The organism is Candidatus Coxiella mudrowiae, assembly GCA_001077715.1.
Classification (GTDB): Bacteria; Pseudomonadota; Gammaproteobacteria; order Coxiellales; family Coxiellaceae; genus Coxiella; species Coxiella mudrowiae.
Window position 1 is genome coordinate 1,554,048 of record CP011126.1, and the last position, 16,323, is coordinate 1,570,370.

Sequence of the window (16,323 nt, forward strand, 5' to 3'; positions counted from 1 at the left end):
CTCCTAAAAATTCCCCTGGAACCAACTTTTCATTCGTTGCCATAAACTCAAACTGTAATCTAAATCAAACGTCGCTGGATTGTTGTTTTGATTTTGATGGCCGTGGATCAATAAGCCGACTGCTGTTGCATAAATGGGATTATCTCGAACATCTGCTAATCCGTTAACGTACTGAGGCAACCCCAGCCGCACGGGCATTTGGAAAATTTTTTCACCCAATTCAACACATCCGAAAATTCGCGAAGCACCGCCTGTCAAAACGATACCAGCAGAAATTAAGTCTTCAAAGCCACTACGTCGCAATTCGGTCAATACCAATTCGAATAATTCCTCATAGCGCGCAGCAACTACCTGAGCCAGTGCTCTTTTGGGGACTTGTTTTGGTGGTCGTTTAGCAACACTCGGGACCTGTATGGTTTCTTCAGGATCAACTTCTTCCGGCAATGCTGACGCGTGCTTCATTTTAATTTGCTCAGCATATTGCGTAGGAGTACGCAAAGCTACTGCTACATCGTTGGTTACATGATCGCCCGCAATCGGAATAACATAAGTATGACGAATAGCCCCTTCTGTAAAGATAGCCATATCCGTGGTACCCCCGCCAATATCAACCATGCAAACACCTAATTCTTTTTCATCATCAGTCAATACCGAATGGCTCGAAGCAAGCTGTTCCAAAACAATATCACCCACTTGCAACCCGCAACGGCGAACACATTTGGTAATATTCTGAGCAGCACTCACGGCGCCGGTAACGATATGTACTTTCGCTTCCAAGCGAACACCTGACATTCCCACAGGTTCGCGAACACCTTCTTGGTTATCAATGATGAATTCTTGCGGCAAAATATGGAGTATTTTTTGATCAGCAGGAATAGCCACTGCTTTCGCTGCATCGATTACCCGATCTACATCCGATTGATTAACTTCGCGATCGCGAATTGCCACAATCCCATGAGAATTTAAACTGCGAATATGACTACCGGCAATCCCCGTGTAAGCAGAGCGAATTTCACAGCCAGCCATTAATTCTGCTTCCTCAACCGCGCGCTGAATTGATTGCACGGTTGATTCAATATTGACTACTACACCACGTTTTAATCCACGCGATGGATGTGTTCCAAAACCAATAACTTCAATTTGGTTATCTTGGCCCCCTTCTCCAACGAGCACAGCTATTTTGCTAGTGCCAATATCTAACGCAAAAATAAGGTTTTTTTCCGGATTTTTCGGCATAGTTGCCAAAGTCTCCCTGTGTCTCCACTCACATTGACTGTTAAATCATTAGTATAAGCGATATACCTTGAAAGCACTATTAAAAATTAATCGTAATCCTAGCACTCTTTTTTTAAATTTTATTACTCTTAAATATTTTTTTTAAATAATTAAAATCTTATAGCATTTTCTTCATTTTATACTTAAAATTAAGAGAGCGTCTAAAATTAATTCAATTCAGGATGGAAAATATAATCTAAAACTTGTACAATTACATTAGTTGGTAGAAAAGGCATACTTTCAAAAATAATCTTAATGAGATTAACAAGTAAAAAAATTTCACGAGTGTCTTTTTAATCGCTCTATTCCTCTACTATACGCCCCTGATTTTCGCTCATTCCTGTACATAAATACGCCATCTTAATGACAGCAACCCAACCTTGGAACCAAGGCAATCTCGAACAATATTTGAAAATCTATCATAACTCTCCGGACACGTTATACATCACGCATTCTCTCGTTCACGGCTACTCTCAAATCCGAGAAAATTTAATCCATCGCTTTCCCAACTCAAAAGCGATGGGAAAACTAACTTTATTCCCTTATCGGATCGATTGGTTATCACAGGATTATGTTTTAGTTGTGGGTCGTTATTATTTAAAGCAGACTTCAGGAAACATTTTTTTCTAGTGCTTTTTACAACTCTTTTCCAACACACTCAAGCAGGTTGGAAAATAATCGTAGACCATACTTCGTAAAATGAAAAATCTTTTAACAAAATTATTCAAGACTACCCCGTTCTTTCCGAAAAAAATACGCCACTGGTAATAACTCTGTCATGCAGGATTTGGCTTACTATGGTTAACGCCCTGAAATCAGGGTAGTAGCTTGTTTCGATTCGCGCGTTGATCCCGCCTTAGTTCTTCAGTGCGACCCAGGGAAATTATTTGTAGTGCGTAATGTAGCGAATATTATCCCACCCTATGAATTTGGAATTTATTACTTACAAGTAAAACATTTTCCTTTCTATTCAAAACTCAAGCTAATGCAACATCGCTCATCGGCTTATTGCCTTCTTATCCCTCTATTAGTTTTCTTTCACTCTTTTTATTAACTATTTTCGGCATTCTGCAAACCATGGCCGTTAGCGCAGAGCCAAGCAATTCAGGCCGCTTTGCTAATGAAAACGAGTCGTCCAAACGTAAAGGTTTCATGACCATGTGGCGATGAAAGATTATTAAGGCGCTCCCTCAGTCATTTTTTGAAAATACCCTATCTGCTTTTTTATCGGTACGAGATTTAGCAAGAGCTCAACCAACTTGCCGATTTTTCAGCTCGAAATTAACAACCCATATTACCATTAGCGTCACTAATTATTCCGATCTCAGTTATAAACCAAGCTTTTGAATTTAATTGAGGTTTACCGTTCTATCAAAAATCACGATAAACTTATTCAAACGTTAAAGAAAATCCCTTCTTTTGAAAGACTTTTCGTAATGCTTTGGCAACTTTATTGTCTCAGCGGGTGAGGAGGAATCTGCGATAGAAGAAGCCCTTGCTAAAAGGACTCAGCACGAAAACCAAGGACCTACGTGGGCACCAACGCCTTGCATTGGGTGACACTGAGTGGGAACGCAACTGCGGATAAGGCTTATTCGCAGTCGCTTGAGAATCCAACCTGGTGCAAATAATGATGCCAATAATACGAATCTCCTGTATATGGCGACCTTAAAAGTGGTTCTCTTGAAGCTATGCGATATGCCCATGAAGAATTTGAGGTTGTAAGAGATTTCACAGACACCCAGGATGCTAATGTGCTCGACCTCGCCGCACAAAATAATTTTGTCGAAGGAATGAAATACGCTATTAATTTTGGAAATTAATCTCCATAGCGGAGATGAGGATGGGCAGAATGCATTGCATTACGCTGCTCGCGGCAATGCTATACGCGTAATGAAATATTGAGTAGAAACGCTTAATATTCCTAAGGATTGCATGAAGAGACGGCGATGGCACAGACATACTTCTTTCGGCAGCGGGGAAAGGTGCTATTGAAGCAATGAATTCTTCCATCACGGAGTGGGGAATTCCTGCGAACAGCCTCGATAGGATGGAACATAATATATTGCTTCTCCACTGCCCAAAGCCGTTCTGTCGAAACTATAAAATACGCAATTACAGTCTTTGTAAACACTGCATATGACTATATGAGAGGCTCAAAATCCTGAGCTTCTGGTTACCCTGCGTTTTCTCGCCCTCCTTCGTGGCAGAAATCGACAATCTACTCGCACACTACATTGTGCCGCCTAGAATCGAAATACCAAGGCGGTATCTTTTATTCTTCAGTTAACGGCTAGCCTGGACATTAATCTTAATTTGATAGACCTCTTAGGAATATGATGCTCAACACTATGGGAAATTCTCCACCAATCGAGAGGCAATTGCTGAACTACTGGCGGGCTACACCTGTCCCGCAAATTAGGGAAACCCTTATTGTGGATTTACTCGCTAGCTTAGGAATTAAAAATATTAGCCCCCTGGGAAGCCAAAACCACTAGTTTATCTATGGAAGAAAGGGAGGAAGGAAGGACCAGAGCCTCATGCTACATTCGGAGCGAGTTAATTTCCTTCTGCATTAGAAGACGAGTTAGGGCGAGGGCGCGCTCTTCCATTGAACGGCTAAGCCATTGGGATAACGAAGATCGATATGTTCAACGTGCTCGCTTCGATTCCCAATAATTTGGCGATAAAAACGAACCAGCTTTTCAAATCGTTGATCGATATCTTCACGCCCCAAATAAACTTGGATATGATTGTTTAATACGAAAAACCAAGCTTCACGATCACTTACCCGCAAGGCGGTTATTTTTATATGCAACGGTTCCAATAATCGATCAAACTGTTCAAATCGAGCAAGAACAATTTTTTCACTGCCCTCAGATCCTTTGAGTTCAGGCAAATCTTTAGGAATTGTCGCGATGGGCGGGGTAAACAATGTACCTATCTTGGATACTAATTGAGTTTTGTTCCATCGGGCTAAAGGCTTTTGCTCCGCGACTGCAATTTCTAATTTACTCGACCACATTCGCCGAATAGAAACATCATACACCCATGGTAACGCCGTTAAAGCGGATCGCAATTCACGAGCATTAAAAGAAAAAAACCCTCCGTTTATATGATGAATTACAATATTCTTTAATTCTGGTATTTGCAGGTGAATCCCAGTCGCGGTTATTTCAATCTGACGAAAAGGCAAGGTTTTAGGATTACGTAAGGTAAATATTCCCGCTAAAATCACAGCAAAAACGACTAGCCCTAAAAGAGAAGGAATTGATTTTCGCAGTTGGATTGTCCACGAATATTTATTTTTCTTACGCGATTTGATGATCACCAATAATATGTACTTCTCTTATCAATTGGATGCTATGAATTTCATAAACTCGCTGGGCAACGTGTTGAATTAAACGTTCGATATCGGAAGCGTTTGCCTCGCCTTTATTTAAAATAAAATTAGCATTTTTTTCTGAAACTTCTGCATTACCGATTTTTTTTCCCTTCAATCCTGCAGATTCAATGAGTCGGGCTGCATAATTGCCCGGCGGATTTCGAAAAACGGAACCACAACTAAAAGTCCCGATGGGTTGAGAGCTACTGCGTTTTTTTAACAACTCACTTATGGCTTTCTTAGCTCTAGTAGCATCCCCCTGATTAAAACAAAAATAACCGGCGACAAAAAAATGATTGGTAAGACCCTGAATTTCGCGATAACTAATTTTAAACTCATCCGGCTGTCGCTTATGGAGAACACCTCCATGGTCGACTATTTCCACACGAACAACATGACGCCAGGTTTCTCCGCCGAAAGCACCAGCATTCATGGCTAAAGCTCCGCCTACGGTTCCCGGAATTCCCGAAAAAAAAGCGCCGTCCTCTAGCCCTTGGCTCGCACAAAATTTTGCTAACTTAGCACAAGTTACACCCGATTCGGCACGGATCATTAGTCGCTCATCTTCTTTAAAAAATGAAACGTCCTTTAATCGGTTCAAAGTTAAAATTACTGTTCCTTTGATTCCACCATCCCGAATTAAAACATTACTCCCTAAACCCAACCAGGTTAATGGCTCACCAGGTGGTAATTGGCCAAGGAAATTTTGTAAATCCGCTAAATCAGCAGGCCGATAAAATCGTTCGGCATTACCGCCCACTCGCCAGGAAGTGTAACGCGCTAAATTATGGTTATAAATTAAATTCCCTCGTACATTATTAAATTTTTCTTCCCGCATAAGAACCCTGCTAATTAAAAGAAACTCACTGGTGGGCTTCCGATTAAAGTGGTTGCAGCAGATCCCACATTACCGGCACCTTGCAGAATAACTACGTCATTGGGTTGCACCAACTTTCGCAATATTTTCGGCAAATCTTGCAATCCTGGGACAAAGGCAGCCTTTTTAGTGGTCTGTTGCTCGATAATCTTTAATAATGTTTTTCCATCGGCCCCTGGAATAGGTGTTTCCCCTGCACTATAAACCTCAAGCAATATTAATAAATCAGGCTCTGTTAAAACTGAAGCAAAATCGTGCATTAATTCTTGTGTCCGACTGTAACGGTGCGGCTGAAAAACAAGAATAAGCCGCCTTTTAGGCCAGGCAGCACGCGCCGCTGATAGAGTCGCTTTGATTTCATTCGGGTGATGCCCATAATCTTCAATCACCAGCGCTTGTCCATTCGAAAGAACTATTCCACCTCGAATAGCAAAACGACGATCTACTCCAGGAAATTGCGCCAAGGATTTCAACATTTTTTTTTCATCCATCCCAATTAATTCACCGACCCCTATGACCGCTAAAGCGTTAAGGGCGTTATGGCGACCCGCTAGATTAAGCTTAACCGGCAAAGGCGATTTATCTTGTAACGAGCGATGAACTTGAAAATGGGTTTGTAACCCTTTTTGTAAATAATTATTCGCTCGATAATCGGCTTCCGCTGAAAATCCATAGCTAATCACTCTCTGAGGTAACGTGGGAATTAACTCATTCAACACAGGATCATCCCTACACAAAACAGCCACTCCCCCTTGGGGAATTTGATGAAGAAATTGTACGTAGGTTTTTTTCAAGCAATTAAAATCTCCTCCGTAGGTGCTTAGATGGTCGGCATCGATATTTGTTATTATGCCAATGTTAGGATACATATAGAGAAAAGATGCATCGCTCTCATCGGCTTCGGCAATAAAATAAGGTCCATTTCCTACCCGAACAGGCGTTTGGCTATCATTTAGCACACCGCCAACCATAAACGTAGGATCTAAATCAGCAGTAACAAAAGTACTAGCCAGAAGAGCACTAGTGGTAGTTTTTCCATGGGCACCGGCCACTGCAATCGATTGGTAATCCGCCATCATTTTAGCCAGCATTTGACCCCGCTTTAAGAGCGGGATTTTGGCTTGTTGGGCGGTAATGAATTCAGGGTTAGTCAACGTAATTGCGCTCGAATAAATAGCACAATCGGCCCGCACGACAGCTGTCCCGTTATGATTAAATATGATTTCAGCTCCTAAACGATGGAGCCTTTCGGTGTTTTTATTGGGAGCAATATCAGAACCACTAACTTGGTATCCTTTTTTCAATAAAATTTCAGCAAGCGCGCTAACGCCAATTCCGCCAATCCCTAGGCAATGAATATGCTTAATTACTTTTCCATCCAGAATCATAACAGCTTCTTACATTCACTAATCACATTCTGCACAGCTTTAGGCTCCGCTAAATTTCGCGCGCATTCTGCCATTGTTAACAGACGATTTCTGTCGCGAGCAAATTTCTCAAAATAAAGGATCAAACATTTTTCCGTTAATGATTTCTCTGGAATAATAATAGCAGCCCCTGCTTGCTCTAAAAAGCGACCGTTGTGAAATTGATGATCATCTACAGCATAAGGATAGGGAACAAAAATACTGGCTACACCTACCGCTGCAATTTCACTTACCGTTAAAGCACCCGAGCGGCACACAATTAAATCAGCCCATGTGTAGGCCTTTGCCATATCATCGATAAATGCATCGATTCGTGCTTCGAAGTCCAGCATTTCATAAGCTTTTTTAAGCCGCTCGAAATCCGCCTGACCCGTTTGATGCCATAGCATGAGTTCTTGGGGATTAGGATAATTCCTTAGAGCAATCACCATTTTTTGGTTAATCAGACGAGAACCTTGACTACCCCCCAAGACCAAAACTCGCAGAGGACCTTGCCGATTCAGCAAGCGGACTCGCGGCAAAGGCGTGTTGATTAATTCAGCTCGGATGGGATTTCCGGTAGTCCTTACGCCCCCCCCCCCAGCAAAAGCCCCCGGGAAAGCTTGTAGCACAGAGCGGGCTATTTTTGCTAACACACGATTAGTTAATCCTGCCACCGCATTTTGCTCATGAATTACCATTGGAGTACAAGTCAACCAGGCGGCAAGACCACCAGGCCCTGCCACATATCCTCCCATCCCTAAAATAATTTGGGGCTTCACTCGTCGGATCACTCGATAAGATTGGAAAACGGCTCGAGCCAGACGAAAAGGCAGAAAAAACTTCTGTAACAATCCTTTTCCTCGAAGTGCTCTAATTTGGATAAAACTCAATGGAAATTCGGGAGAAACCAGTTTCTTTTCCAAGCCGCTCGCAGTTCCTAACCAATAAATCTCTACGCCTTGCTGTTGCAGGGCACGCACCACCGCTAGAGCAGGAAATATATGCCCTCCCGTGCCTCCAGCCATAATTAATATTCGCTTCATTTATTTACTGCCCAGCAGAGTTTCCCATTAGGCTGCCTGACTGGTTTTTTTCATTGTTCAAGCGCAGGCATAATCCCAGCATTAATAATTCGTCAATCGTGATCCCTTCGTACCATTTTCCTGGTGAACTTCATAAGCAATTCGCAGTAAGATTCCAATCACTAAACAATTAATCAGCATGCTACTTCCTCCATAGCTGATAAAAGGTAAAGTTAAACCTTTAGTCGGTAAAACACCTATGTTGACACCAATATTGATGAGTGTCTGCAAGCCAAGCCATAAAGCAAATCCGTAAGCGACATAGGCTGAAAATAATTGATTATTTGTTTCGGCACAGCGCCCAATTACAAAAATGCGAACAATTAAAATAATAAATAAGGTAAATACCAAAAGCTCGCCAATGAGACCCAGCTCTTCAGCAAGCACTGCAAATAAAAAATCCGTGTGCGCTTCCGGCAAATAAAACAGCTTCTGTATGCTATTGCCTAAACCAACACCGAATAACCCTCCGCGTCCAAAAGCAATTAACGATTGAATTAATTGATAACCTGAACCAAACGCATTATGCCACGGGTTTAAAAAAGCGGTTAGTCGCTGCAATCGATAAGGGGATAAAACTGCCAATAAGGCTAAGGAAATTAGTACTAAAATTAATAACACACAAAAAGGCCACAAGCGCACACCGCCGAGAAATAAAAGAGCCATATAGGTCATAGTAACTACCACAGCGGCACCAAAATCAGGCTCTAATAATAATAAGCTGGACAAAAACATCACGAGAACCATAGGTTTTAAAAAACCTTTAAGCTCTTTACGTACTTCGTTCTGGTAGCGTTGCAAATAACTCGCTAAATATAAAATTGCAGCCAATTTTACTATTTCCGAGATCTGTAATGAGAAAAATCCCAACTGGATCCAACGTCGGCTCCCGTTAACCGTTCTGCCAATCCCGGGCAATAAGACGATTATTAACAATAAAAAACTTAATAAAAATAAATAACCACTATATTTCTGACAAATTTTAATTGGCACGCGAGAAGCTGTAACAGCAAGCAATAAGCCTAAAATTAAATAAACCAGTTGGTGAATAAAATAATGAAAAGGATAACCAAATTGACGATCTGAAATAACCATAGAAGCCGAAGCCACCATGAGTAAACCCAAGGCTAACAAGGATAAAGTAGAAATAATAATCCAACGGTCGTAAAGTCCTAAGGCTGGCGATTTTTGCCGCATTAAAGTCCTTCTACCATTTCAATAAACACATCACCCCGATGTTCATAGTTTTTAAACATATCATGACTGGCACAGGCAGGGGATAACAAAACGACATCACCCTGTTGAGCAATGTCGGTAGATTGTTTTACAGCTTCTTCCATGGAAGAAGCACGCGAGATTTTTGTGTAGCGCTGCAGAGCTTTTTCTAATAGTGGCGCATCTTCGCCAATTAGAACGATTTGTTTCAAATAACGCTTGACTACGTTCCTTAAAGCCGAAAAATCAGCGCCTTTACCTTGGCCACCCGCAATTAAAATTAATTTTCCTTTGGCAACTTCTCCCAAGCTTACAATAGCTGCTTGGGTTGCACCGACATTGGTTCCTTTTGAATCGTTATAATAATCAACGTCTTTGTATTTTCGTACCCACTGACAACGATGACGGATTCCCGTAAAGTCACGCAAAACCTCAAGCATAGCCTCCATAGGTACACCTACTGCTTTTCCTAAGGCTAAAGCAGCCAATGCATTTTGAATATGATGGCTGGCGTTTAGTTTTAACTTTTCAATAGGCATAAGCCTCTTGCGTTGATAGGCGAGGAAAGTTTTATGATTATGTTCTATTAACGAAAAATCAGCACGATTCTGTAATCCAAAGGATAGAGGTTTTTCCTTAAATAAAATTTTTTTCCAGATTTCCGGTTCATCCCCATTGACAATAGGAGTCCGGCAGAAATTATAGATTCGTTGTTTGGCTCGAATATACTCTTCAAAACTAGCATAGCGATCCATATGATCCTCACTAATATTCAGTACCGTCGCAGCGTGAGGTTGGAGGGAAGAGGTTGTTTCCAATTGAAAACTCGATAATTCCAGAATGTAATATTCAGGATCGAGGTGGAGTTGCTGTAATACCGGTTGTCCGATGTTACCACAAACAACAGCATTTATCCCTGCGGCCTTCATCATTAAGCCTACAACGGTCGTCACCGTTGTCTTACCATTGGAGCCCGTAATGGCGATAACGGGTTTTTTGACGGCGCGAGCAAATAATTCAATATCACCAATAATAGGTTTACCTATCGCCACTTGCTTGACAATGGCGAGATCATAAAGAGGTACACCGGGACTTAATACAATTTGGTGTGCTTCATTTAATAAATTTTCAGAAAATCCCCCTAGCGCTAATTTGGCATAGGGATAAGCTTGGACAAATTTTTTTAATTGTGGAGGTTCTTGTCGGTTATCAGTAATCGCAAATGGTTGATTTGTTTCCGCCAAAAATTGGGCACAGGATAATCCGGTTTTTCCTAAGCCTAAAATGACGGTTAGTTGTTTGTCTATCATATTATCTCAATTTCAAGGTAGCCAACCCACAAAGCACTAAAATAAAAGTAATAATCCAAAACCGAACAATAACTTTGGGCTCAGGCCAACCTTTTAATTCAAAATGATGATGCAGTGGTGTCATCCGAAAAATCCTTTTACCCCCTGATAGTTTAAAATAACCTACCTGGATAATGACGGAGAGAGTTTCTAGAACAAAAATCCCTGCCATAAAAAAATAAACTATTTCCTGACGAACTATTACCGCAATTATTCCTAAAGCAGCACCCAACCCTAATGAACCTACATCTCCCATAAAAACTTGCGCCGGATAAGCGTTGTACCACAAAAAACCCAGGCCTCCGCCAACTAAAGCACTGCAAAAAACAACGATTTCACCTACCCCTGGAATATAAGGAATCACTAAATATTCTGCAAAAAGGTGGTTCCCACTAGAATAAGCGAAAATTCCTAGTGCCCCCCCAATTACTATAGTTGGAATAAGAGCTAAACCATCTAAACCATCGGTTAAATTTACGGCGTTACTGCTACCCACTATGACAAAATAAGCAAGAAAAAGATAAAGAAGGCCTAAATTAGGGGATACATTTTTTAAAAAAGGAATGACTAATTGAATTTCGGCAGGAGTTGTGGCGGTGAGGTAGAGGTAAATCGCTGCTACGAGGCCAATTAGGGATTGAAGTAGGTATTTCGAACGCGCAGATAACCCCTTACTATTTTTTTTAATTACCTTACGATAATCGTCAACCCAGCCTATAAGCCCGAAGGCTACTATAACCAATAAAATAATCCATATAAATCGACTGGTAAGGTCTCCCCACAATAACGCACTAATGGCAATACCCAAAATAATGAGAATACCGCCCATAGTAGGAGTGCCGGATTTTTTCAAATGGGCTTGAGGACCATCATTTCTTACCATTTGGCCAATTTGTAATTTTTTAAGTTTTTTTATTAAATAGGGAGAAAAAGCGAGAACAATAATCAATGCAGTCAAAGCACTTACGATAGAACGAAATGTTAAATAATTAAAAACGCGAAAACTATAAAAATGGTGACTTAAAAAATTAGTGAGCCAGAGTAGCATGCTTATTCCTCGATTAGTCCCTTCACAATTTTTCCCATATTCATGTAAAGGGAACCTTTTACCAACACGACCGTATTTTCATCTAAATTATTTTTTAACGCTCTCAGTAATTTCTCTTGATCATCAAAATGATACGCATTTTTGCCAAAAGCCTCAACGGTATGTCGGGTTAAAGATCCATAACAAAAGAGTTCATGAATACCAGACTGCAACGCTTGCTCACCCATTTTACGATGTAATTGATCTCCTTCTTCACCTAATTCCCTCATATCTCCTAAAACCAAAATCGAGCGACTGCCACAAGTAGCTAAAACGTCGATAGCAGCCGATACTGATAAAGGATTAGCATTATAACTATCGTCAATAATAGTGGCTCCTCGATACCCTTTTAGAGACGCTAAACGTCCGCTAACTGCCGAAGCTGCCTCTAAACCGGCTTTTATCGTCATAATCGGCAACTGTTGAGCGTAGGCCGCCGCCGCTGCTGCTAAGGCATTCATTACATTATGTTTTCCTAAAAGCGACAATTGAACATCAACTTCCCCATTCGGCAAAATTAAACGGAAGCGGGATTGCCCTTCGGGGTTTACTGAAATATTTTTTGCGGCAACATCGGCTCGGTTATTACACGCAAAAGTAATAATTCGCCGAACACCTATTATTTCTCGCCAGAAATCTCTAAAACGATCGTCGTTGTTAACGATAGCAATCCCATTCGGGGGTAATCTTTGATAAATTTCACTCTTAGCTTTTGCTACGCCCTCAATACTGCCAAAACCCTCTAAATGCGCAGGGCCTGCATTGGTGATAATAGCGATGTTGGATTTTGCTATTTCCGCTAACTGAGCAATTTCAGCAAGATGGTTGGCTCCAAGTTCTACAACAGCATAATCATGCTCGGCACGCAATCGCATCAAAGTCAATGGTAATCCAATATTATTGTTAAAGCTTCTTTCGCTAGCTAACACATTTCCCTTCTGGCGAAAGACACTGGCGAGTAATGCTCGGGTGGTTGTTTTACCACAACTCCCTGTCACCGCTATCACAATTACTTTTCTCATTTGATCGCGTTGGTGACTTCCTAATTGAATAAGAGCGGCATGGGTATCATTGACACAAATTTGGGGCAAGGGTATTTCTATCCAACGACTCACAATCGCTCCCATGGCCCTTCGTTCCACCGCCGTATCTATGAAATTATGAGCATCAAAATGCGGACCTTGCAAAGCAATAAAAAGACTCCCGGGTTGAATGGTGCGAGTATCGGTACTGATAGATTCGAAATCTCCATCTTTTCCCTTGAATTTTGCATTAAGAATGTGAGCTATTTGTGAAAGTTTCATAGGTTTAACGCCTTCTGGGCCTCCTGCACATCATTAAAAGGTAAGACGTCCCTGCCGATGACTTGGGTGGTTTCATGTCCTTTACCTGCGATTAAAACAATATCATCAACGGTGGCTTTTTGCACCGCATAATGAATTGCAGCAGCACGGTCAGTTTCAACTATCACTGACTGCGGATTTTTAAACCCTGCTTTAATATCTTGGATAATTGCTAAAGGCGATTCGCTGCGGGGATTATCATTAGTCACGATAACCTGATCCGCATAGCGTTCCGCAATAACCCCCATTTGCGGACGCTTTCCTCGATCGCGATCGCCACCACAACCAAAAATACAAATTAATTGGCCACGGCAATGCTCTCGCAGTGACATCAACGCCTTTTCTAAGGCATCGGGAGTATGCGCATAATCCACCACCACCTGAGGACCACTTGCACATTCAACTGACTGCATTCGACCAAGAACGTTTTTTAATTTTGATAACTCCAAAAATGCTTTTTCTAAAGACACACCCGATAATCCTAAAACCCCGATGACAGGCAAGAGATTACTAATATTAAATCGTCCAAAGAGAGGGATAGTTAATGTACCATTTCCCCACGGAGTTTGAACCGTCACCGAAAATCCTTGGGCTAATGTTTTTATAGCTGTTGCCATTATTAAAGGAACTCGATCATCCTTTATTCTCTTCATAGAATAACCAATCAGAATGAGTTTTTTATGATATTTCGCAATAAGGCATCTGCCAAACTCATCATCGCAATTAACCACTCCGTAACTTAAACCAATTTGCTGAAACAATAATTCTTTTGCCCGAGCATAATTTTCCATACTTCCATGATAATCTAGATGATCACGAGATAACTGGGTGAAAACGGCAATATCAAAATGCACCCCACTCACTCGATGTTGATCTAAGGCGTGTGAGGAAACTTCCATTGCAACAGCCCTCGCCCCTTCTTTGCGCATTTGCACAAAAGCTTGTTGCAATTGAAGAGGATCCGGAGTGGTGTAATTTGTTTTTGTTAAATTTCCTACAAAACCATAGCCGAGAGTCCCTACTATCGCGCACGGCATCCCTTGGGATTCCAACAATTGGGCGATAAAATGCGTGCATGAAGTTTTTCCATTGGTTCCTGTGACGCCGATAATTTTCAGGTGCTTTGTGGGATGGCTATAAAAACGAGCGGCAATTTCTCCCACCTGATTTTGTAATCGTGAAATAGGAATTAGAGGAACTGAGCTCTCTATAGAAAGTTTATAATCATGTGGATCGAAAAACACAGCCACCGCCTGTCTATCAATCGCTTCTTTAATATACTGACGTTCGTCTGAATGCATCCCCGGATAAGCAATAAAAAGATCGCCTTTCTGGACTTTTCGACTATCAGTTTGAAGTCCTTGAATTAACACATCGGATGACAGCTCATTGCTGAATCCTTTCACCAATCGATTAAGAGAGACGCCGTTCATCTAAGAAATTATAAGTCAGGAGATCTTCTAAGCGAAGCTATAACCCGAATCAGCAGCGGTTCCCGGCTAGTTTTGGATGGTGATTTTGGAGCGACTAACGCCAACGATTAGCGAGGATTGGCCAGTGAAGAGCCCATGCAGAGTAAAAATCACCACCCAGAACCTTAGTGGGAACTCTTGTACCAGGGTATATATTATGAGGAAGATTAAGTTAAGGGCGTTGGCGGAATGTCCAGTAATCGCAAAGATCCACTCATAATTTTAGAAAATAAAGGAGCCGCCACAAGTCCCCCGAAATGTTCATCTTGAGGTTCGCGGATAACGACAGCCACTACTAACTGAGGATTGTTAGCCGGCGACAGTCCGACGAAAGAAGACATGTAATGGTGCTTATCGTAGCCTTTAGGACCCGCAATATAAGTCGTGCCGGTTTTACCCGCAACACGATATCCATACACGGCTGCTCGAGTTCCCGTACCCCCTTTTTGAACCACGGTTTCCAACATTCCTACAATTGTTTTTGCTACCTTTTCTAGCAAAACCCGCACACCAGTCGGGGGATGCTCTACTTTTAAGAAAGTTACCGGCCTTTTAATTCCTCCAGCTCCCAAAATAGCATAGGCTTGGGCCAATTGAAGAGTGGTGACTGCCATACCATACCCATACCCTAAAGTTGCCACGACGGAAGGCACCCAAGTGTCGTGGGAAACTAATGCGCCGGAAGATTCTCCGGGAAAGCTGCTACTAGTGTGCTGGCCAAATCCTAATGCTCGTAATAAGGCGTAGTAATGTTGGGGTTCCAATGAGAGTAAAATTTTTGCTGCAGCGATATTACTTGAATGCTGCAATAACTGGGTGAGTGAAATAACGCCAAAATTTAACTCATCGTCGCTAATCCGGTAACCGCCAATTTTCATCCATCCCGGGTTGGTATCAATCTTAGTGTCCGGAGTATACTTTCCACTTTCTAACGCCAAAGCAATAGTAAATGCTTTAATCACGGAACCGGGTTCGAACATATCTGTCACTGCCCGATTGCGGTAACGACCATCGTGATCGGCGGGACGATTGTTGGGGTTGTAACTAGGCTGATTAACCATTGCTAAAATTTCTCCACTCTTTACATCCAAGACTACCGCGGAACCTGCTTTCGCATGATAAGTAGAAACTGTTTCTTTTAAAGCTTGATAAGCTAGATATTGAATACGATGATCGATGCTTAAAGTTAAATCATGCCCTTGAATTGGTTTTTTCACCATGGCAATATCCGCCACTATATGACCCAGACGGTCTTTAACTACTTCCGTCTTACCGGGTTCTCCTGCCAACCATTGGTTGTAAGCTAACTCCAAACCTTCTTGTCCTTGATCATCAATATTAGTGAGTCCCACTACATGGGCTGTCACCTCTCCTTCGGGATAATAACGCCGATATTCATGTTGAAAAAAAATACCTGGAATATTTAATTGGCAAATTTCTTTTGCAATATAAGTGGGGTTACCTCGTTTTAAATAGACAAATTGGTGATTTGCTTTATGTTGAATTCGTTTTTTAATAAAAGAAATAGGCAGGTGCAAGACACACGAAAGTGCAACAATTTGAGAAGGTGTTGCTTGAAACAGTTGTGGATTGATCCAAATAGAATCAACGGGCGTGCTAATGGCTAGCGGTACTCCTAATCGATCGGTAATCATACCGCGATAGGCTGGAATATTGACAAGACGAATGATTCTTGCCTTGCTTTGTTTTAGTAAAAAAGATCGATCTAGGATGTTTAAATCAATCAAACGCCATAACAATCCGACCACCGCGACACACAATAAAAACCATAACGCATAAAACCGCCAAGTTCGTTGTTGCACGTAAAT

13 protein-coding genes and 1 pseudogene are annotated in these 16,323 nt (G+C 41.6%); 3 read left to right on the forward strand and 11 right to left on the reverse strand.

The genetic code is table 11. The annotated features are described in order from the left end of the window. Positions 1-3: 3 nt before the first annotated feature. On the reverse strand, positions 4-1,245 hold the full coding sequence (gene ftsA / locus CleRt_RS07295; protein ID WP_157870904.1) for a cell division protein FtsA: 1,242 nt from the start codon (positions 1,243-1,245) through the stop codon (positions 4-6). Positions 1,246-1,638: 393 nt separating this feature from the next. Here ftsA and CleRt_RS07300 point away from each other — a divergent pair, with 393 nt between their 5' ends. The 3 genes and pseudogenes from CleRt_RS07300 (at position 1,639) to CleRt_RS13570 (ending at position 3,098) form a co-directional block, all read left to right on the forward strand. Further along, positions 1,639-1,905, forward strand: coding sequence for a hypothetical protein (locus CleRt_RS07300; protein ID WP_048875627.1), 267 nt, complete (start codon positions 1,639-1,641; stop codon positions 1,903-1,905). Positions 1,906-1,994: 89 nt separating this feature from the next. Next, a pseudogene (locus CleRt_RS12560) lies at positions 1,995-2,233 on the forward strand (carbonic anhydrase); the annotation flags it as partial. Between the two features lie 733 nt (positions 2,234-2,966). Continuing rightward, entirely contained in the window at positions 2,967-3,098 is a 132-nt protein-coding gene (locus tag CleRt_RS13570; protein ID WP_306686693.1) for a hypothetical protein, read from the forward strand. 764 nt (positions 3,099-3,862) lie between these two features. On the opposite strand, the gene CleRt_RS07305 is transcribed toward CleRt_RS13570, so the two are convergent. The 10 genes from CleRt_RS07305 to CleRt_RS07350 all read right to left on the reverse strand — a co-directional run bounded on the left by CleRt_RS07305 (position 3,863) and on the right by CleRt_RS07350 (position 16,317). Next, positions 3,863-4,606, reverse strand: a complete 744-nt coding sequence (locus tag CleRt_RS07305; RefSeq protein WP_048875828.1) for a cell division protein FtsQ/DivIB — start codon at positions 4,604-4,606, stop codon at positions 3,863-3,865. Then, complete coding sequence (gene murB, locus CleRt_RS07310) at positions 4,587-5,498, reverse strand: UDP-N-acetylmuramate dehydrogenase (protein WP_048875628.1); 912 nt, start codon at positions 5,496-5,498, stop codon at positions 4,587-4,589. Before murB ends, CleRt_RS07305 begins: the two co-directional genes overlap by 20 nt. A 14-nt stretch (positions 5,499-5,512) precedes the next feature. Further along, the gene (gene murC, locus CleRt_RS07315) at positions 5,513-6,925 is read right to left on the reverse strand and encodes a UDP-N-acetylmuramate--L-alanine ligase (RefSeq protein ID WP_048875629.1); all 1,413 of its coding nucleotides are present in this window, start codon (positions 6,923-6,925) and stop codon (positions 5,513-5,515) included. Further along, on the reverse strand, positions 6,922-7,989 hold the full coding sequence (murG, locus tag CleRt_RS07320; RefSeq protein ID WP_048875630.1) for an undecaprenyldiphospho-muramoylpentapeptide beta-N-acetylglucosaminyltransferase: 1,068 nt from the start codon (positions 7,987-7,989) through the stop codon (positions 6,922-6,924). Before murG ends, murC begins: the two co-directional genes overlap by 4 nt. Positions 7,990-8,070: 81 nt before the next feature. Then, positions 8,071-9,225: a putative lipid II flippase FtsW gene (gene ftsW, locus CleRt_RS07325; RefSeq protein WP_048875631.1), complete on the reverse strand. Its 1,155-nt coding sequence runs from the start codon at positions 9,223-9,225 to the stop codon at positions 8,071-8,073. Then, positions 9,225-10,553, reverse strand: a complete 1,329-nt coding sequence (gene murD / locus CleRt_RS07330) for a UDP-N-acetylmuramoyl-L-alanine--D-glutamate ligase (RefSeq protein WP_048875632.1) — start codon at positions 10,551-10,553, stop codon at positions 9,225-9,227. Before murD ends, ftsW begins: the two co-directional genes overlap by 1 nt. Position 10,554: 1 nt before the next feature. Further along, a complete protein-coding gene (mraY, locus tag CleRt_RS07335) occupies positions 10,555-11,640 on the reverse strand; it encodes a phospho-N-acetylmuramoyl-pentapeptide-transferase (protein WP_048875633.1) in 1,086 nt (361 codons plus the stop codon). Between the two features lie 2 nt (positions 11,641-11,642). Further along, complete coding sequence (locus tag CleRt_RS07340; protein ID WP_048875634.1) at positions 11,643-12,983, reverse strand: UDP-N-acetylmuramoyl-tripeptide--D-alanyl-D-alanine ligase; 1,341 nt, start codon at positions 12,981-12,983, stop codon at positions 11,643-11,645. Then, a complete protein-coding gene (locus tag CleRt_RS07345; RefSeq protein WP_048875635.1) occupies positions 12,980-14,455 on the reverse strand; it encodes a UDP-N-acetylmuramoyl-L-alanyl-D-glutamate--2,6-diaminopimelate ligase in 1,476 nt (491 codons plus the stop codon). The genes CleRt_RS07340 and CleRt_RS07345 overlap by 4 nt, the downstream gene beginning before the upstream one ends. A gap of 206 nt (positions 14,456-14,661) precedes the next feature. Then, on the reverse strand, positions 14,662-16,317 hold the full coding sequence (locus CleRt_RS07350) for a peptidoglycan D,D-transpeptidase FtsI family protein (protein ID WP_235379009.1): 1,656 nt from the start codon (positions 16,315-16,317) through the stop codon (positions 14,662-14,664). Positions 16,318-16,323 lie beyond the last annotated feature (6 nt).

What these genes read in the sequence shown, in the direction of transcription:
- murG (WP_048875630.1), bottom strand. Translation starts at nt 7,989, where the DNA reads ATGAAGCGAATATTAATTATGGCTGGAGGCACGGGAGGGCATATATTT.
- murC (WP_048875629.1), bottom strand. Translation starts at nt 6,925, where the DNA reads ATGATTCTGGATGGAAAAGTAATTAAGCATATTCATTGCCTAGGGATT.
- CleRt_RS13570 (WP_306686693.1), top strand. Translation starts at nt 2,967, where the DNA reads ATGCGATATGCCCATGAAGAATTTGAGGTTGTAAGAGATTTCACAGAC.
- CleRt_RS07345 (WP_048875635.1), bottom strand. Translation starts at nt 14,455, where the DNA reads ATGAACGGCGTCTCTCTTAATCGATTGGTGAAAGGATTCAGCAATGAG.
- murB (WP_048875628.1), bottom strand. Translation starts at nt 5,498, where the DNA reads ATGCGGGAAGAAAAATTTAATAATGTACGAGGGAATTTAATTTATAAC.
- CleRt_RS07340 (WP_048875634.1), bottom strand. Translation starts at nt 12,983, where the DNA reads ATGAAACTTTCACAAATAGCTCACATTCTTAATGCAAAATTCAAGGGA.
- CleRt_RS07300 (WP_048875627.1), top strand. Translation starts at nt 1,639, where the DNA reads ATGACAGCAACCCAACCTTGGAACCAAGGCAATCTCGAACAATATTTG.
- ftsW (WP_048875631.1), bottom strand. Translation starts at nt 9,225, where the DNA reads ATGCGGCAAAAATCGCCAGCCTTAGGACTTTACGACCGTTGGATTATT.
- murD (WP_048875632.1), bottom strand. Translation starts at nt 10,553, where the DNA reads ATGATAGACAAACAACTAACCGTCATTTTAGGCTTAGGAAAAACCGGA.
- mraY (WP_048875633.1), bottom strand. Translation starts at nt 11,640, where the DNA reads ATGCTACTCTGGCTCACTAATTTTTTAAGTCACCATTTTTATAGTTTT.